Below are 18,065 nucleotides of genomic sequence, written 5' to 3'. Positions count from 1 at the left end.
CAAGGCTGACAAAACCGACATAAACATATGTTTATATCTTTTTCAAAGAGAATACGCAGATGCATGTCTCGCTCGACACCATGGTTGATACGCTGAAGGCGGCGGCCGAATCCAGCCGCCTGCGCATACTGGCACTGTTGTCGCGCGGCGACCTTACCGTTTCCGACCTTACCGAAATTCTCGGCCAGTCGCAGCCGCGTGTCTCGCGGCACCTGAAGCTGCTGCTCGAGGCCGGGCTGATCGGCCGCTACCAGGAAGGATCGTGGGCCTTCTTCCGCCTGTCGGACGCCGATTCCGCGCGCGACTTCGTGATGGGGCTGGTTTCCGGCATTCGGGGGGCCGACCCGCAGGTCGAGCGCGATCTGGAGCGGCTGACCTCGGTCAAGCGCAAGCGGCAGGACCGCGCCACCGAGTATTTTTCGCAGAACGCAGCAAGCTGGGATCATATCCGCTCGCTGCACGTGCCCGACCGCGCCGTAGAGGCCGCGATGCTGAAGCTGGTCGGCAAGCGGCCGTTCCAGTCCATGCTCGACCTTGGCACCGGCACCGGGCGGCTGCTCGAAATCTTCTCGCCGCTCTACCGACGCGGTATCGGCATCGACATGTCGCGCGAGATGCTGACCGTGGCGCGCGCCAATCTCGACAAGGCCGGCGTTTCGAATGCGCAGGTGCGGCAGGGTGATATCTTTTCGCCGCCTGTCGAGCGCGATGCCTTCGATCTCGTCACCATTCACCAGGTGCTGCACTATCTCGACGATCCCGCCCGCGCCATCCGCGAGGCGGCGCGGCTTCTGCGCCCGGCAGGCCGCCTGGTCATCGTCGATTTCGCGCCGCATGCGCTGGAGTTCCTGCGCGACGAACACGCGCATATGCGCCTCGGCTTTTCCGACCGGCAGATCGGGGAGTGGTTCTCCGAAGCCGGCCTCGATCTCGAGGATGCCCAAGAATTCGAACCGCGCGGCGGCAACGAGGCCAGGCTCACCGTCAAGCTTTGGCTTGGCCGCGACCGGCGCCTGCTGATCGCCGATCCTGCCAATGCCAGCCAGCAGACCAGAGTGGGCTCGATAGGGGAAATCGCCTGATGAACCAGTTTCGTTTTTCCCGCCGTCCCGATATCGGCGACAAGGTCAGGGTTTCGTTCGAGTTCTTCCCGCCGAAGAACGACGAGATGGAGGCGAGGCTGTGGGATACGGTCACTAGGCTGGAGCCGCTGCAGCCCAAATTCGTCTCGGTGACCTATGGCGCCGGCGGTTCGACGCGCGAGCGCACGGCGCGCACCATCGGCCGCATCCTGAAGGAGACCAGCTTGACGCCGGCCGCGCATATGACCTGCGTCGACGCCGCTCGCCACCAGGTCGACGCCGTGATCCAGGAATTCACCGACATGGGCGTGAAGCGCTTCGTCGCCTTGCGCGGCGATCCGGCAGCCGGCGTCGGCACCGCCTACCGGCCGCATCCGGACGGCTACGCCAATGGGGCCGAACTGGTCGGGGCGCTGAAGGACGCCGGCGATTTCGATATCTCGGTTTCGGCCTATCCGGAAAAGCACCCGGAAAGCCCTGACTTCGCCACCGACATCGATATGCTGAAGCGCAAGGTCGACAATGGCGCGACGCGGGCGATCACCCAGTTCTTTTTCGACAATGATCTCTACGAGCGTTACGTCGAACGGGCGCGCCGCGCCGGCATCTACATCCCGATCGTGCCCGGCATCCTGCCGGTGCACAATTTCACGCAGGTCGCCAATTTCTCGGCGCGCTGCGGTGCGCTGGTGCCGGCATGGCTGGCCGAGCGCTTCGACGGGCTACAGAACGACCCGCAGACGCATGCGCTGGTGGCATCCGCCGTGGCGGCCGAACAGGTGCTGGACCTTGTCGAGCGTGGCGTTGGCGATTTTCACTTCTACACGATGAACCGGGCCGACCTTGTCTTTGCCGTCTGTCACATGATCGGCATCCGCTCGCATGAGGCGGAGGTGGCCGGATCGGCCGCGGCATAAGGCATGGCTGAACAGCAAAAGGCCGGGTAAAAACCCGGCCTTTCGAATTGTTTGAATTATCTGGTGCTGGTCTTCCCCGTCTTGGCGGGTTCAGGGAAGGACGCCCATAATGAGGGCGCCGATGAAAGCAAACGCAGCACAAATCATCAATGCGTTGATTGGCCTCGTAAGTCCCATGACATAGCCTCCTCTTAAAGAGCTATGCCCTGGAGTCTAGGTTCATTTGTGCCACAGGCAAGCGGAAAATATGCTGCATTGCGACGTAAATGCCAGATTTGCGACACCAGTTTTGCCGTTAGGCTTTGAAACTCCTCTGCAAAACCCGGCTCCGGACCTGTGAATAAAATATGGCGGCTTCGTGTCTTTGCCGTGTCATGATGGCGCTCCCGACGCGAAAGTTGGCTTCGAATTTCGCGTCGATGGGTCCCTTGCCGGTTCTAACGCCTTCCGAACAATCGCCCGTCAATAGTAACCAGGCCAAGGCCGATCAGCACCATGCCGCCGATCTCGAACAGTTCGAGCCGCTCGCCAAGAAACAGGAAACCGAGCAGGACCGCGCTGACCGGCACGATCAGCGTGACCAGCGAGGCGTTTGTCGCTCCGGCGGAAGCGACGAGGTTGAAATAGAGGATATAGGCGAAGGCGGTGGACAGCAGCGCCAGCGCCAGCACCGCCGCCCACACCGGGGGCGAGGCCGAGAACAGACCGGCCGGGCCATGCGCCAGCAGCGCGATGGGGATCATGATGATGGTTGAGGCGGTCAACTGTCCAGTGGCGAGTACCGGCGAGGGGATGCCCTTGAAGCGACGGGCGACCATCAGGGCTACGCCATAGGATAGCGAGGCGCCGATCAGCGCGGACTTCGCCCAGACCGGGCCGCCAAGGCCTGCAAGCAGGCCGGGGCCGATCATCACAGCCGTGCCGGCGACGCCAAGCGCGATGCCGGCCAGCTTGTTCCACGACAGCTTCTCATCCGATGTCAGCGCGTTGGCCAGGATCAGCGTCCAGAACGGCGTCGTGGCGTTCAGCACCGAGGCAACGCCGGCGCCAAGCTCTGTCTGCCCGGCGAAGATCAGCGAGAAGGGAACGACATTGTTGGTGAGCGCCAGCAGGAAGAACAGGCCGGCGTGGGGAAGGGCGAGGCGGAAGGACGGGCCGCGCAAGCCGAGATAAAGCTGCAGCGCCAGTGCGGCGATGGCGACGCGAAACAGCACCAGCACCAGCGGATGAAGCTCCGCAACCGCGATGCGGGCGAAGAAGAACGACCCGCCCCAGATGGCGCCAAGCAGAAGCAACTGCCCCCAATCCTTGAGGGCCATCGGTCCGCGTGGTGACGTTGCTGCCATCGCCATGTGATTCGTCCTCCCCCAAGACGACTCGAATGCCAGCCATCAGGCAGAAGCAATATCGGGTTCGCCGGCAAGAGCCACCCGAAACCTGTGGATGGACTGCCGGCAGGGACTAATGCCGGCCCGCAAGGGGCGCGAGACACAGAATTGTTTTCATTAGCCGCTAGCTTGGATTAATTGTGCGCATCGGAAGCCGAGGATTCGTCCATGCAGCGATTCGAGAATGCAAGCGAGGCGGCACTGGCGCTTCGCCCGGACGATCCGGTCTATTGTTTCCGCCCGCAGGTGCTGAAGGCCGACGCCTTGCAGTTCATGGGCATGTTCCCCGGCAAGACCGCCTACGCGGTCAAGACCAATGGCGAGCAGATCGTGCTGAAGACCTTGGTCGAGGCTGGGGTTACCGCCTTCGACGTCGCTTCGCCCGGTGAGTTCGCCGCCGTGCGCGCCGTCTCGCCCGATGCGGAGATGCTCTACATGCACCCGGTCAAGGCGCAGTCGGATATCAAGCTGGCGCTGGAAAAATACGGCATCAGGGTCATTTCGCTGGATCATGAGGACGAGATCACCAAGCTGACCCGGGTGGTACGGGCGCTGGATATCGACCCAGGCGCGATCAGCGTGTTCGTGCGCGTGCAGACCAAGGGTCACGCCGCCTACGAGCTGTCGAAGAAATTCGGTGCCGGGCCGGCCTATGCGGTCGAACTCGCCGAGCGGCTGAACCGCACCGGCTACAAGGTCGGCTTGTGCTTCCATGTCGGCAGCCAGATCGAGGATCCCGACACCTATGAGCGGGCACTGGCCTCGGCCGACTGGGTGCGCAACCGGCTAACCTTCGACATTGCCGGGCTTGATGTCGGCGGCGGCTTTCCCGCCGAATACGGACATGATCCCAACCGCAAGCAGATCGAGATGCCGTCGCTCGGCCAGATCATGTCGCGGCTCTCCGGCGACCTGAAGGAGTACCAGTTCGACGAAATGCCGCTTGTGGCGGAGCCGGGCAGGGTGATCGTGGCGCGTTGCCTGTCGCTGATCGTGCGCGTGCTCCTGCGCAAGGGCAAGCGGCTCTACATCAATGACGGCATCTGGGCGTCGCTGTCGGATTCATGGACCGGCAAGATCACGCTGCCGGCCCGCTTCATTCCCGATCCCGCGATCCGCACGCGCAATGGCGACGAGAAGAACATCGTGCCGTTCAAGGTGTGCGGCGCGACCTGCGATTCCGTCGATATCCTGTCCCGGCCGTTCTGGCTGCCGGAAACCGTCGATACCGGCGACTGGATCGAGATCGGCCATATCGGCGCCTACTCGCTGTCACTCAGGACCCGCTTCAACGGCTTTTATCCCGACACTTTCGTCGAGGTGACGACGCCCTTCGACGAGGGTGACGCGCCGCAGGGGTTTGCGAGCTTGGAGACGATGGCGGATTAGGAAAAAGAAGTGAGTAGTCAGTAGTCAGCAGGGAATTTCCTATATTCCACTACTCACTACTCACTACTCACTACTCACTACTCACTACTCACTACTCACTACTCACTCTCTTCACAGCTTCGCCAATAGCTCCGGCGTCGGCCAGCCGTCCACCGGCAGGCCTAGCCGTGTCTGCTCCTTGCGGATGGCATCGCGGGTGTTGGTGCCCAGGATGCCGTCGACCGTGCCGACATCGTAACCCCTGGCCTCGAGCTTGGTCTGCAGCGCCTTCATCTGGTCGTTGTTGAGGCCCGGCTCGGGATTGCGCGGGTCAAGCGGCGGCGCGCCGGCGAGCCGCGCGGCAAGGTTGGCCGCGGTCAGCGCGTAAGTGAAGGACTGGTTCCATTCGAGATAGACGTCGAAATTCTCGTAGGTGAGGAAGGCCGGACCCTTGCGGCCCATGGGCAGCGCCAGACCGGCCTTCAGACCCTTGTCGACCAGCGGCGAGCCGTCGGGATTGGTGACGCCCCATTGCGCCCACTGTGTCAGCGGCAATTTATTGGTGCGCCCGGTCTGGTCCCACGGCATCTCGTCGGGCACGCGCACCTCCTGGATCCAGGGCTCGTCGCGCTTCCAGCCGCGCGACAGCACCTTGTTGCCCGTGGTCATGATCACGTCGGGAACGCTGTTTCTAAGATCGATCTTGCCGTCGCCGTCGCCATCGACGCCGCGCGCAAGATAGTCGGACGGCAGGATCTGCGTCTGGCCAATCTCGCCGGCCCAGGCGCCCGTGACATCGGCCGGCAGCACGCCGCGATCGATCAGTTCCAGCAGCGGCACCAACTGTTGCCGGAACAGCTGCGGACGGCGGCAATCATGCGAGAGCGTCACCAGCGCGCTCAGCGTGTGGAAATCGCCCTGCACGGCACCGAAATCCGTCTCGAGCGCCCAGAAGGCGGTGATGACAGGCGCCTGGACGCCGAATTGCTGGTCGGCGCGGGCGAAGATGTCGGCGTATTTCTTCATGTTCGCCGCACCTTGTTTCAGCCGGTAGGCCGAGATCATGCGGTTGGAAAATTGGATGAAGGTTTGGGTAAACACACCCTGCGCGCGGTCGCGCGCTAGGGCCCTCGGGTCAAACGCGGCGTCCTCCAGCGCATCGAGGCCGACGGCGCCGACGCCGGCAGCCTTGGCTTCCGTCGCCACACCTTTTTTCCAGGTTTCGAAATCGCCGCCGCATTCCTGCGCCATCGCCGGCAAGGCCGTGGCGCACAGGAACAGCGCCGCGAGGGCTTGGGAACGCAGTCGCATCAGCTTCCTTTCGAAACGAAAAGGGCATGTGCTTGGCCGGAAGCCCAACGCCCTAGATTACCAGCGGTTGCACTCTTTACCGCTGGCTGTGTCGAAAAGCAGGCGGCAGGCCCGGTGTCAACGGGTGTTCTGCCGCAGCCCTTTGATCAAGGCGGTGCTGCCGTTGAACCTGACATCAACGGGTGTTCTGCCGCAGCCACTTGTTCCAGGCGGCCTCACTGCCGTTAAAAACGTTGATGTCGGACTTGCCGGTCATGCCGGGAACGATGCCGGTTCCGGTGTACTGCCAGAAGGTGAAGGGATGGCTGCCGTATTTTTCACGCGGGTGGCCGGCGACGGAACGCAGCCAGTAGGGGTAGCCGCGGAAGGTCGACAATTCATTGTCGTCGAAGAAATCGACCGAGGTGTAGATGATCGGCTTCTTGCCGTAGTGCCGCTCGACGATTTCGAGGAAGGTGGTCATCTCCGCGCGCACCGTGGCGGCGTCCGGGCGCAGCCTGCAGGTCGGCGATTTCGGATTCCATTCCATGTCGAGCACCGGCGGCATCGCCGAGCGGTCGACAGGCACGTTCTGGATGAACCAGCGCGCCTGCTGGGCCGCCGGAGTGCAGAAATAGAAGAAATGATAGGCCGCGCGGGGAACACCGGCGGCTCGGGTGCGCGCCCAATGCTCGCTGAAATATTCATCGAAACGATCGCCGCCTTCGGTCGCCTTGATGAAGGCGAAGGAGATACCGCTCGCCTTGGCCGTCGGCCAGTCGACCGAGGTCTGGTATTTGGAGACGTCGGTGCCGTGGACGGCATAGTTCCACGGCGCGCTGCTGTCCCACTCATGCGGCTTGGAATCGGCAAAGCGCGGTGCGCGCACGGCCACCGTCGGGCTGCTCGAAGCGGACGGCGACAGCGGCGAGAGATCGTCCACGGTCGAGCAGGCGCCGAGCAGCGCCAGCATGAAAAGGACCGCAAGACGGCGCATCGCAACTTCCAAGCCGGAATCAGCCGGTCGCTGATGGGTCTGTGCACTGATGGCCGAAGTTGATCTGGCCCCTCCAGGCGATCGCCCCACGCATCGCCCAGCCTATTCGTTTTTCGTGCATGTCGTTGTCGCAAAACCGCTGCGCACTTTTGGGCGACATGCATCCCTGTGATCGCCGATCATGGTTGATATCTGGTTTATGGCGCTCGACAAGAAGCCCGATTTTGCGGAAGCAATGGAGGCAATTCGATGACATAAACGTCAGGCGAGTGCCTGGGAGGCAATGGATGCGGATCATCGTCAAGATCGTCAAATGGCTGCTTGGCCTGATCGTGCTGGCGGTTGCCGCCCTGTTTGCCTGGCTTTACATCGCGCCGCCCGAACTGATCCGCGTCGGCTCGGGCTATTCGGCCAAGATCGTCTGCTCCAACGTCTTCATCGCCGGGCGCGACGCCAAAGAGGTGCTGGCCGTCGACGTGCAGGCGCCCGGCCACCCGCTGCTGCGGCTGATGCGGGTCTCGGTCGACAAGAACCGGGGTACGGTTTCCGCCGGCCTGCTCGGTTTCCTCGGCAAGAGCGAGGCGGTTGCCCGCGACGGGCTGGGCTGCGCCTCGGTTCCGGACGGCGACGTCGGCAAGGCCCGGCGTACGGCGGTCCATGTCGACCCCGCGGCGACAAGTCAGGATGCGCTATGGCCGGAGGGCGAACGGGTCGATGCGTCGCAGAACCCCGAGGTTGCGAAGATCGTCGCGGACGACGCCATGGCCGGCACCGGCATGCGCGCGATCGTCGTGGTCAAGAACGGGCGGGTCGTCACTGAGCGCTATGGCGACGGCTTTTCGGCCAAGACGCCGCTGCTCGGTTGGTCGATGACCAAGACGGTCAACGCCGCCATCATCGGCACGTTGGTCAAGGACGGCAAGATGGCGGTCGACAACAAGGGCCTGTTCGCGCCGTGGAAGGCCGACGGGCGCGCCGCGATCAGCCTCGCCGACATGATGGCCATGTCGAGCGGGCTGAAATTCAACGAAGACTATGGCGACGTCGCCGATGTCACGCGCATGCTCTATCTCGAACCCGACATGGCGGGCTTTGCCGAGTCCAAGCCGCTGACCGGTGAGGTCGGCAAGGTTTTTTCCTATTCCAGCGGCACGGCGGTGATGCTGTCGCGGCTCTGGCAGGACACGATCGGCGACAAGGTCAAGGCGTTGACCTGGCCGCGCACGGCACTGTTCGAGCCGCTCGGCATGCACAGCGCGGTGTTAGAGACCGACGAGCAGGGCACTTTCGTCGGCTCGTCCTACCTCTATGCCACCGCGCATGACTGGGCCCGCTTCGGCCAGTTCCTGCTGCAGGGCGGGGTATGGAACGGCGACCAGGTCCTGCCGGCCGGCTTCGTCGACTGGATGCGCGAGCCGGCATCCGCCTCCAAAGTCTACGGCAAGGGCCAGTTGTGGATCGAGGCGCCGGGCGACGAGGAAAATCCCGGCGCCGGCGTTGCCGCCGGCCTGCCCAAGGACACTTACTGGATGGAGGGCCATGACGGACAGACGGTTGCGATTATTCCGTCCGAGCAGTTGGTGATCGTGCGGCTCGGCCTAACGCCGGCCAAGCTCAATTATCGGCCGCAAGCGATGGTGGGGGCACTGGTGAAGGCACTGCATTAAGCGGCAGTCGATTGCTGCAAGTTTCTTCTATGCCGCAGTCGCCAAAGGCTTGGCGCGATCGACACGCGCGCGCTCGTCGGGCGAGTTCATGACCGACCAGAGATCGCTACGGCGCTGCACGTTCAGCCAGAAATCCGGGCTGTTGCCGAAGACTCGCGCCAGAATAAGCGCGGTCGCAGCCGTCACGTTGCGGCGATCGTTGCACAATTCGTTCACATGCTTGCGCTGGACCCCCATCGCTTCGGCCAAAGCCGCCTGTGTCAGGCCAAGCGGCTGCATGAATTCTTCCGTGAGGATTTCGCCAACTGTTGCAGGCTTGCGTGTGGTCATCAACATGTGTCACCTCATCTGTAACTATGGTCGTCGAGATAAATACCCGACGCTTCACCGCGTCCGCCGTCCCACTGGAAGATCAGCCGCCATTGGCTGTTGACGCGGATGGAATGGAAGCCATCGAGATTGCCGCGCAACTTCTCGAAATGGTTGCTGGGTGGCACACGCAAATCCAGATCGGTGATCGCGTCATCGATCATCTGGAGCTTGCGAAATAACCGGCTTTCAAGGTCGGACGGAATGTTGCGGGAGTGAATGTCTTCGACGAAGAAGGCCCGTAGCCATCCGTCCCGAAACCCGACGATCACTTTCGACCTCCAGCGTGGAGGTAATGTACCACCCCTTGGGCCATTCGGCAACAGCGATAGGCTAATCCGTCGATCCATCCGCCAGATCGTCCGTGGGACCTGAAACGTTGGTCGCCGATCATGTCTGCGATGTCAGATGCCGAGCTTGATCACAGCCAGCCAGGCATAGCCGCGATAAAGCGTGCGAAAACGAAAGGTTGCGCCGGTTCGCCGAGATTCCGATTCCAGGACTCCACGCAGGGATTCACGCGGCATGACGTGGAATTTTTTCAGCCAGCCGCGCAGCAGGGTGCGGAACCAGCCCGGCAAGCCTTCCTGCTGGCCGAAATCGACTATGTGCAGCGAGCCTGTCGGGGCGAGCGCGGCAAGTGCTGCCGAGATCGTCTTCTCCCAGCCCGGGATCATCGACAGCGAGTAGGATACGAAGATGCGGTCGAACCGTTCGATGCCATAAAGCGCGCCCGTGTTGAAATCGGTGGCGTCGCCCCTTGCCAGCATGACGCGATCGGGCAGGCCCTCGCGGTTGATCGCCTTGCCGGCCGTCTCCAGCATTTCGGCCGAAATATCGAGGCCGAAGAAGTGAGCATCGGGATAGGCACGGGCGGCGAGGATGATGTTGCGGCCGGTGCCGCAGCCGAGCTCCAGCACGGTGCCGCCTGGCGGCACGTCCAGCCCCGCGATCATCCGGTCGCGGCCGAGCAGATAGTATTTGCGGGTCAGGTCATAGATGTGGCGCTGCCAGCGGTAGACGCCGTCCATCAGCTCGGCGTGGCTGGCCGGCAGCTCCGTCGTGCTCATGCCGCGCGCTTCACATAGAGGTGGAAGCCGCCATAGATGGCGGAGCGGTCGCGGGCCGAGAATTCGCGCGATGCTTCGTTCTGATAGTCCCACTGATCGAGCAGCGAGGTCGAGACGCGCCCCGGCAGCAGGCTGGGCTCGGCGGCGGTGCGGAAGATGACGCGGGCCCCGGCGGAGGCGGTGCGGGTGATCTCCGACCACAGCGCGTTGAGCTGGTCGTCAGTCATCCAGTCCTGCGCGTCGAGCAGGATGAAGCGGTCGACGGCGCCGGCATCCTTGCCGGCGAGGAATTCGATCAGGTTGGCGTGGTGGATGGCGACGCGGTCGATATTGCCGCGGATGGTTTCATAGTTCTGCTTTTCCAGATAGGCGGGCAGGGCGGCCTCGCCTGGCTCGGGATAGCGGCGGGCAAAGGCTTGCCAGGCGAAGTAGTTGTTCTCCAGCGGGAAATCGCAAGCGAGCTTCTCCAGCCGGGCCTTCAGCACGCTGGCCATGGTGCCGTCGCCGGAGGTGATGAGCGAATCATACTGCGCCGGCGGGATGCCGAGGCCGAACAGCGAAGCTTTGCGTGAGGTGGCCCATTTCAGAAGCTTCTTGTCGAAGACGGGCGCCAGCTCCTCGTTGAAGAAGCGGCGCTGTTCGCCGATGTTCCTGGCTTCCATCATGCGGGCCGGGTTGACGCCGAAGAATTTCGCCGTGCGGTGGCCCATGGCGATGAACAGGCCGAGCAGGCCGGTCCGGTAGAAATTACGGTCGAAAACGCCGATGCGCCTGCGGCCACGCCAGTTGCGGCGCTCCCAGTAATGGCGGCTGACGGGGTCGAGATGCGGGGCGATGAAGCGGTCGTAGGCTTCGGAATTGTGGCTCGTGTCGGCCGCGCCGAAGAAACGGAACAGGTCGCCCTGCGAAGGCAGATGGCGAACCGCCTCCAGCTTCATGCGGTTCAGCGCGATGTGGGCGGCGTTGAGGTCGACGGCGTCGATTTGTGCCGGCGAGCGGGTGAGATAGGCCAGGATGTTGCAGCCGCCCGAGGCGATGGTGACGACGCGGTGGCCCTGGCCAAGCTGCATCGCGTCCATGTCGACATCGGGGTCTTCCCAGATCTGCGGATAGACGAGGCCGGAAAACAGGAAGGCGAACAGCCGTTCGGAGATGCCGGCTTTCGAAAGCGGGCGGTTCTGGTAGACGGCTTTTCCAACTTCCTTGCCGCGGCGAAAGACCAGATCTGCGGAGACATCCGTCATGGCAAAGTGATTCCCCATTTGCTTTGGCGCAAGCGGGTAACCCAGGGTCATGACAGGCCGGTGACAGCCTGTTGACGCTTTCCTTACAGCCTACCGAACCCGCCTGGCGTTGGCGTCGTCAAGATGACGGCCTCGCCGGCGTCGAGCACGGTCTGGTCGCAAGCTTTCAGCACGTCGACCGTGCCGTCGTTGCGGCGCACCTTGGTCGAGCCGACTTCGCCGTCGCCGCCGCCATCCAGCCCTTGCGGCGGGCGATTGCGGTGCGAGGACAGGATCGCGCATTCCATCTTCTCGAGGAAGCGGACGGTGCGTTTGGTGCCGTCGCCGGCGTTCCATTTGCCCTTGCCGCCGGATCCCTGGCGGATGTGGAAATCCTCCAGCACCACGGGGAAGCGCAGCTCCAGCACCTCCGGGTCGGTGAGGCGCGAATTGGTCATGTGGGTGTGCACTCCGGAGGTGCCGGCAAAGCCGCGGCCGGAGTTCATATGACCGGCCGGCGAGCCGGAGCAAATGGTCTCGTAGTACTGGTATTGCTTGTTGCCAAAAGTCAGGTTGTTCATCGTTCCCTGCGCGTTGGCCATCGCGCCCATGGCGCCGAACAGCGCGTTGGTGACGTGCTGCGAGGTCTCGACATTGCCGGCGACGACAGCGGCAGGGTAGGCGGGCTTGAGCATGCAGCCGTCGGGAATGACGATATTGATTGGCCGCAGGCACCCGGCATTCATCGGGATCATGTCCTCGACCATGACGCGGAAGGCATAGAGCACGGCGGCGCGGGCGACCGGCTCAGGCGCGTTGAAATTGTTCTTCATGACAGGCGACGTGCCGGTGAAGTCGACGGTCGCCTCGCGCTTTTGGCGGTCGACTGATATCTTGACCTTGATGACCTGGCCGGTGTCGGTGGGATATTCATAGTCCGACGTGTCCGGCAGCCGCTCCAGCACGCGGCGCACGCTCTCGGCCGCATTGTCCTGCACATGGCCCATATAGGCCTCGACGACGTCGAGGCCGAAATGCGCGACCATCTTGCGCAGCTCCGCCACACCCTTCTCGTTAGCGGCGATCTGCGCCTTGAGGTCGGCGATGTTCTGATGCGGGTTGCGGGCCGGATAAGGATGATCGGTGAGCAGCGTATGCAGCTCGTTCTCGCGGAATTTTCCGCGGTCGACGACGCGGAAATTGTCGAATAGCACGCCTTCCTCGTCGACCGTGGTGGCGAGCGGCGTCATCGAGCCGGGGGCGGTACCGCCAATGTCGGCATGGTGACCGCGCGAGGCCGCCCAGAAGAGGATGTTTTTCTGGGCATCGTCGAAGACCGGCGTCACCACCGTGATGTCGGGCAGATGCGTGCCGCCATTATAGGGGGCGTTCAAGGCAAAGACGTCGCCGGGGTGGATGTCGCCGGAGTTCAGCCGGATGATGGTTTCGACCGAACGATCCATCGAGCCGAGATGCACCGGCATGTGCGGCGCATTGGCGACCAGCGCCCCGGTGTGGTCGAAGACGGCGCAGGAAAAATCCAGTCTTTCCTTGATGTTGACGGAATAGGCGGTGTTCTGCAGCGTCACGCCCATTTGCTCGGCGATCGACATGAAGAGATTGTTGAAGACTTCGAGCATCACCGGATCGGCTTGCGTGCCAAGGGCAGCGGCGCGCGCTTTCCTTTCCGTGCGGCGTATGACGACGTGATTGAGGTTGGTGATTTCGGCTTGCCAGCCCGGCTCGACGACGATGGTCTGGTTCGGCTCGATGATCAGGGCGGGGCCGGCGACCAGATCGGACGGCTTGAGGTTCTGGCGACGGTAGACGCCGGCTTCATGCCACCGGCCTTCCGTATAGATACGCCGGGTCTCGGAAGTAGCTGACTTGACCCTTCCCGGTCCGGCGGGCGCATAGGCTTCGGCGGCCGTCTGGCCGGTTTCGGTGCCCTCGACGCCGACGGTCTCGACGATCATCGGCTTGTCGTCGTAGACGAAGCCGAATTGTGCCTTGTGGGCGATTTCGAAATCGCGCCTAGCCTGGAAGATCGAGTCCGCCTCGAAATTCACCGGCAATGCCGTGTCGGTGCCGTCATAGCGGATGTGCAGCACCGGCCTGGTGGCAACCGAGTTCTCGGCGATGCCCTGCGCCGTGAGCTCCGCGATCACGGCCTTTTTCAAGGCGGCGATGAGGCCGCCGATTTCCGTTCTGGATTCCTCGGCAAGCGGCATCAGCAGCGCCTGCTGGCGCGAGGCAAAGACCGAGGCCAGGCCGATGCCATAGGCCGAAAGCAGGCCGGAGAAAGGATGGATCAGCACTGCCTCTATGCCGAGTGCGTCCGCGACCAGGCAGGCGTGCTGTCCGCCGGCGCCGCCGAAACAGTTCAGGAGATATTCGGTGACGTCGTAGCCGCGCTGCACGGAAATCTTCTTGATCGCATTGGCCATGTTCTCGACCGCGATTGTGACGAAGCCTTCGGCGACCGATTCGGGCGACCGGCCATCACCGATTTCGGCGGCAAGAGCCCCGAATTTCGCGCGCACGGTTTGCGCGTCGAGCGGTTCGTCCTGGCCGGGGCCGAAGATCGACGGGAAGAAATCGGGCTGCAGCTTGCCGAGCATGACGTTGGCATCGGTGACGGCCAGCGGACCGCCGCGCCGGTAGGCGGCCGGGCCGGGGTTGGCGCCCGCGGAGTCCGGTCCGACGCGGAAACGGCCGGCCTCGTAATGCAGGATCGAGCCGCCGCCGGCGGCAACGGTGTGGATGCGCATCATCGGTGCGCGAACGCGCACGCCGGCGACTTCGGTGTCGAAGGCACGTTCATACGCGCCGTCATAGTGGGCGACGTCCGTGGACGTGCCGCCCATGTCGAAGCCGATGACTTTGTCGAAACCGGCGAGCTTCGCCGTCTCGACCATGCCGACGACACCGCCGGCCGGGCCAGACAGCAGCGCGTCCTTGCCCTGGAACATGTCGGCGGCGGTGAGCCCGCCAGAGGACATCATGAACATCAGGCGGGGGGAATCGTCGTTCCCTCCTGCCAGTTCTTGCGCCACCCTTTGCACATAGCGCGACAGGATCGGCGACAGATAGGCGTCGACCACGGCGGTGTCGCCGCGGCCGACCAGCTTGATCAGCGGCGAGACCTCATGGCTGACCGAGACCTGGCCGAAGCCAAGCTTGCGGCAGACCCTGGCCACCGCCTTCTCGTGATCGGGGTATTTCCAGGCATGCATGAAGACGATTGCAATGGCGTCGATGCCATCGGCTTTCGCTTGTTCTATGGCCGGCCGGCAAGCTGAAATGTCGAGCAGCCGTTCGACGCAGCCGTCGGCGAGCACGCGCTCGTCGATCTCGATGACGCGCTCGTAGAGTTGCTCGGGAAGAATGATCTCCTTGGCGAAGATGTCGGGACGCGCCTGATAGGCGATCCTGAGCGCATCGCGAAATCCCTTGGTGATGAGCAAGAGCACGCGGTCGCCCTTGCGCTCCAGAAGCGCGTTCGTGGCCACCGTGGTTCCCATCTTGATGTCGCCGATCAGGCCGGACGGGATCATGGCGCCCGCTTCGAGGCCGAGCAGGTCTCGGATGCCTTGGATGGCTGCATCGGTGTAAGCTTCCGGGTTTTCCGACAAAAGCTTGCGCGGATGCAGTGCACCTTGCGGGTCACGGCCGATGACATCGGTGAAAGTGCCGCCGCGGTCGATCCAGAAATCCCATTTCGCGGCCATGGCGGCGGTCTCCGGCATTTTTTCGTTTCCAGGTTTCGTTGTTAATGCGCCAAGGCGCCGGCAGCAACGCTGCCAACATGCCGTTGGTGTTACATGCGGAAACGCAACGTTACGAAACTCATCGCCTTGTGACGCATTTCTCTCTCGACCGTTCACCGCAAGGTGAGCGTGTGTTGAAGGAGAGATGTCATGAAAAAGCTCATTCTTGCGTCGGTATCGGCGCTCGCGCTGTTTGGCGTCGCGGCCTGCAGCGACAGCGGCACCGACAAGACCACGACCCAGAGCACTAATCCGCCGCCTGCCGAGCAGCCGATGAAGCCTGCGGCTCCGACCAACAATTCGACCAAGCCTGCCGAGCCGGCTCCGGCAACGCCAGCTCCTGCGCCCGCGCAGTAGTTTGTAAAGCAGTGGTAAAAGTAGTGTCTTGGGAGGAAGGGCCGGCGTCTTGCCGGTCCTTCTTTGTTGGGGGTATCGGACCAGGCGGCTCGCCGTTCACAAGCCGGTCATGGGCTGTTATTGACTTGATAGCGGGGATCGGTTGGCTCTATGAAGCGGGCCATGTCGATTTGGGACCGCCTCGGCGACTTCATCACGCGGGTATCGTCTTCAGCCACGTCGGGTGTCGGGGACGTCGTTGAGGCCGTGCGCACGGTTTTCTCCGGCGATGCTGACCTGCGCCGTCGCGTCGCCTTCTCGGTGGCGATGATCGCGCTGTCTGCCAAGATGGCCAAGGCCGATGGCATCGTCACCCAGGATGAGGTGCGCGCCTTCCAGGAAATATTCGAAGTGCCGCCGAAAGAGACGCGCAACGTTGCGCGGCTGTTCGATCTCGCCCAGCAGGATGTGGCCGGTTTCGAAACCTATGCCGAGCGCATGGCTCAGCTGTGCGGCTCCGGGCATTCCAACTGCATCATGCTGGAAGACATACTCGACGGGCTGTTCCATATCGCCAAGGCCGATGGGCTGGTGCATGAGCGCGAAGGCATCTTCCTGCACCGTATCGCGGAGATCTTCCGCATCGACGAGGCGCATTACGAATCGATCATGGCGCGGCATGTCGATCTTGGCGCCGGCGACCCCTATGTCGTACTCGGCATCGAGCGCGGCAAGCCGTTCGAGGAAGTCAGGAGGCGGTATCGCAAGCTGGTTTCCGACAACCATCCGGATCGGCTGATCGCGCGCGGCCTGCCGCAGGAGTTTATCAAGATCGCGACGACCAGGGTCGCGGCGATCAACGCCGCCTACGAGATGATCGAGCGGGGCCTGCGGCACGCATGAGCGGCTTCCTGCCCGACGAGCCGAGCGCCGAGGTCAGGGTATCGCCGAATTTCGGGCCAAGGCGTGACACGCTGACGCCCGACATGATCGTGCTGCACTATACTGGCATGGCGACCGGTCCCGGGGCCGAAGCCTGGCTCTGCGATCCGGCGAGTGAAGTCTCGTCACATTATCTCGTCCATGAGAATGGCCACATCGTGCAGATGGTCCGGGAAAGCGACCGCGCCTGGCACGCCGGCCAGAGTTCCTGGTTCGGACGCACCGACATCAATTCCTGCTCGGTCGGCATTGAAATCGTCAATCCGGGCCATTCACTGGGCTATCCCGGCTTTCCGCGGCGCCAGATCAATGCGGTGATCGGGCTGTGCAAGGGCATTGCTGCGCGCCATGCGATCGCCGCCGAGCGGGTGCTGGCGCACTCAGACGTAGCGCCCGGGCGCAAGATCGATCCAGGCGAGAAGTTTCCATGGGCCGCGCTATTCAAGGCCGGTGTCGGCCATCTCGTGCCAGCCGCTCCCGTCAGGCGCGGAGCCGCGTTGAAGCCCGGCGACCGCGGTGCCGATGTCGAGACACTGCAGTCGATGCTGTCGCTCTATGGCTATGGTGTCGAGATATCAGGCATTTTCGACGATCGGACACGGGTCGTCGTAGAAGCCTTCCAGCGGCATTTCCGGCCGCGCCGGATCGACGGAGTTGCCGACGGCTCGACGATGCGCACGCTGCAGAAGCTGCTTGCTTCCATCAGGAATTGACGCAGGGTCAATTCCTGATCCAAGTAATCCTCCCTAGTCCTAAAGTTACAAACTGTCACTTAAAGTGACTTGCCCCGCCTTCATTGGCGCCAAATCGGGCTTCAAAGGGCTTTTCGTACAGTTTGTCGGACGTCCAGCCCCCGGGTGTCCCGATATTGATCAAGCGATGCCACGCGAAAATCTTCGCGCGGTCCCAACAGAACAGGATCACATGCAGAAATTGACCGTTTTAACGGCAGCTCTTGCTGCCGGCGTAATGAGCTTTGCCTTCAGCGCGGCCGACGCCGCGCCGTTAAGCCCACGGGCCGACCAGGGCCTCGTCGCGGCGTCCACCAAGGGCAAGGCCATTTCGACCAAAAGCAGCAAGAGTGCGAAGGCGACGACGAAGCAGGCTCCCGCGAAAGTGGAGAAGGCAAGCTGGGCCAAGGCAAGGAAATCCTCTGCCGAGAGGCAGACGAAGCGCGACCGCAAAACCGTGGACATGACGACGACGGCATCGATCGGTCTCAGCAACGTCGCTGCGGCGACCGCGGCAGTGACGAGCGGCGGCCAGTATTCCGCGATTGTCGCCCGCTACGCGGCGAGCTACGGCGTTCCGGCGTCGCTGGCCCATGCCGTGATCAAGATCGAGAGCAACTATCGGCCGAACATGGTCGGCGGCGCCGGTGAAATCGGCCTGATGCAGATCAAGCCGGCAACCGCGAGGATGATGGGCTACAGCGGCTCGGCCAAGGGCCTGTTCGATCCCGACACCAACATCAAATACGGCATGAAGTACCTCGCCATGGCACGCGACCTCGGCGGCGGCACGACCTGCGGCACGATCCTGAAATACAATGCCGGCCATGGCGCCACCCGCATGAACCCGGTTTCGGCGGCTTACTGCAGCAAGGTCAAGGTTCAGTTGGCGGCTGTCGGCGCGCCGGCTTGACA

The 18,065-nt window shown here is 63.0% G+C and carries 16 protein-coding genes; 8 read left to right on the top strand and 8 right to left on the bottom strand.

Annotated features, from left to right (window positions below; genetic code table 11):
* Nucleotides 1-59 precede the first annotated feature (59 nt).
* Both C7I87_RS00895 and metF read left to right on the top strand, forming a co-directional pair.
* A complete protein-coding gene (locus tag C7I87_RS00895; RefSeq protein ID WP_149902418.1) occupies nucleotides 60-1,082 on the top strand; it encodes an ArsR/SmtB family transcription factor in 1,023 nt (340 codons plus the stop codon).
* Complete coding sequence (metF, locus tag C7I87_RS00890) at nucleotides 1,082-1,999, top strand: methylenetetrahydrofolate reductase [NAD(P)H] (protein WP_149902417.1); 918 nt, start codon at nucleotides 1,082-1,084, stop codon at nucleotides 1,997-1,999. The genes C7I87_RS00895 and metF overlap by 1 nt, the downstream gene beginning before the upstream one ends.
* Before the next feature lie 437 nt (nucleotides 2,000-2,436).
* On the opposite strand, the gene C7I87_RS00885 is transcribed toward metF, so the two are convergent.
* Nucleotides 2,437-3,351 (bottom strand): DMT family transporter, encoded by a 915-nt coding sequence (locus C7I87_RS00885; protein WP_149902416.1) that lies wholly within the window; start codon nucleotides 3,349-3,351, stop codon nucleotides 2,437-2,439.
* A gap of 204 nt (nucleotides 3,352-3,555) precedes the next feature.
* On the opposite strand from C7I87_RS00885, the gene C7I87_RS00880 reads away from it, so the two are divergent.
* The gene (locus C7I87_RS00880) at nucleotides 3,556-4,776 is read left to right on the top strand and encodes an alanine racemase (protein ID WP_149902415.1); all 1,221 of its coding nucleotides are present in this window, start codon (nucleotides 3,556-3,558) and stop codon (nucleotides 4,774-4,776) included.
* A 111-nt stretch (nucleotides 4,777-4,887) separates the two neighbouring features.
* Here C7I87_RS00880 and C7I87_RS00875 read toward each other — a convergent pair whose 3' ends face one another.
* Nucleotides 4,888-6,066: a lytic murein transglycosylase gene (locus tag C7I87_RS00875; RefSeq protein ID WP_149902414.1), complete on the bottom strand. Its 1,179-nt coding sequence runs from the start codon at nucleotides 6,064-6,066 to the stop codon at nucleotides 4,888-4,890.
* A 175-nt stretch (nucleotides 6,067-6,241) separates the two neighbouring features.
* Nucleotides 6,242-7,042, bottom strand: coding sequence for a glycoside hydrolase family 25 protein (locus C7I87_RS00870; RefSeq protein WP_149902413.1), 801 nt, complete (start codon nucleotides 7,040-7,042; stop codon nucleotides 6,242-6,244).
* A 287-nt stretch (nucleotides 7,043-7,329) separates the two neighbouring features.
* Here C7I87_RS00870 and C7I87_RS00865 point away from each other — a divergent pair, with 287 nt between their 5' ends.
* On the top strand, nucleotides 7,330-8,709 hold the full coding sequence (locus C7I87_RS00865; protein WP_149902412.1) for a serine hydrolase domain-containing protein: 1,380 nt from the start codon (nucleotides 7,330-7,332) through the stop codon (nucleotides 8,707-8,709).
* A 27-nt stretch (nucleotides 8,710-8,736) separates the two neighbouring features.
* Here C7I87_RS00865 and C7I87_RS00860 read toward each other — a convergent pair whose 3' ends face one another.
* The 5 genes from C7I87_RS00860 to C7I87_RS00840 all read right to left on the bottom strand — a co-directional run bounded on the left by C7I87_RS00860 (nucleotide 8,737) and on the right by C7I87_RS00840 (nucleotide 15,102).
* Entirely contained in the window at nucleotides 8,737-9,045 is a 309-nt protein-coding gene (locus C7I87_RS00860) for a HigA family addiction module antitoxin (protein WP_140758980.1), read from the bottom strand.
* A gap of 8 nt (nucleotides 9,046-9,053) precedes the next feature.
* Nucleotides 9,054-9,350 (bottom strand): type II toxin-antitoxin system RelE/ParE family toxin, encoded by a 297-nt coding sequence (locus C7I87_RS00855; RefSeq protein WP_149902411.1) that lies wholly within the window; start codon nucleotides 9,348-9,350, stop codon nucleotides 9,054-9,056.
* A gap of 132 nt (nucleotides 9,351-9,482) precedes the next feature.
* Entirely contained in the window at nucleotides 9,483-10,148 is a 666-nt protein-coding gene (locus C7I87_RS00850; RefSeq protein WP_149902410.1) for a class I SAM-dependent methyltransferase, read from the bottom strand.
* Entirely contained in the window at nucleotides 10,145-11,443 is a 1,299-nt protein-coding gene (locus C7I87_RS00845) for a BtaA family protein (protein ID WP_149902409.1), read from the bottom strand. Before C7I87_RS00845 ends, C7I87_RS00850 begins: the two co-directional genes overlap by 4 nt.
* 32 nt (nucleotides 11,444-11,475) lie before the next feature.
* A complete protein-coding gene (locus tag C7I87_RS00840; RefSeq protein ID WP_149902616.1) occupies nucleotides 11,476-15,102 on the bottom strand; it encodes a hydantoinase B/oxoprolinase family protein in 3,627 nt (1,208 codons plus the stop codon).
* 189 nt (nucleotides 15,103-15,291) lie between these two features.
* On the opposite strand from C7I87_RS00840, the gene C7I87_RS00835 reads away from it, so the two are divergent.
* The 4 genes from C7I87_RS00835 to C7I87_RS00820 all read left to right on the top strand — a co-directional run bounded on the left by C7I87_RS00835 (nucleotide 15,292) and on the right by C7I87_RS00820 (nucleotide 18,063).
* Complete coding sequence (locus tag C7I87_RS00835; protein ID WP_149902408.1) at nucleotides 15,292-15,498, top strand: hypothetical protein; 207 nt, start codon at nucleotides 15,292-15,294, stop codon at nucleotides 15,496-15,498.
* A 162-nt stretch (nucleotides 15,499-15,660) separates the two neighbouring features.
* Entirely contained in the window at nucleotides 15,661-16,380 is a 720-nt protein-coding gene (locus C7I87_RS00830) for a J domain-containing protein (protein ID WP_149902407.1), read from the top strand.
* Complete coding sequence (locus tag C7I87_RS00825) at nucleotides 16,377-17,132, top strand: peptidoglycan recognition protein family protein (protein ID WP_149902406.1); 756 nt, start codon at nucleotides 16,377-16,379, stop codon at nucleotides 17,130-17,132. The genes C7I87_RS00830 and C7I87_RS00825 overlap by 4 nt, the downstream gene beginning before the upstream one ends.
* A gap of 211 nt (nucleotides 17,133-17,343) precedes the next feature.
* A complete protein-coding gene (locus tag C7I87_RS00820; protein ID WP_149902405.1) occupies nucleotides 17,344-18,063 on the top strand; it encodes a lytic transglycosylase domain-containing protein in 720 nt (239 codons plus the stop codon).
* The last annotated feature ends 2 nt before the right edge of the window (nucleotides 18,064-18,065 follow it).

Source organism: Mesorhizobium sp. SARCC-RB16n, from assembly GCF_008520305.1.
In the GTDB taxonomy this organism is placed as follows: Bacteria; Pseudomonadota; Alphaproteobacteria; order Rhizobiales; family Rhizobiaceae; genus Mesorhizobium.
This window is presented reverse-complemented; position numbering and strand designations above follow the sequence as displayed.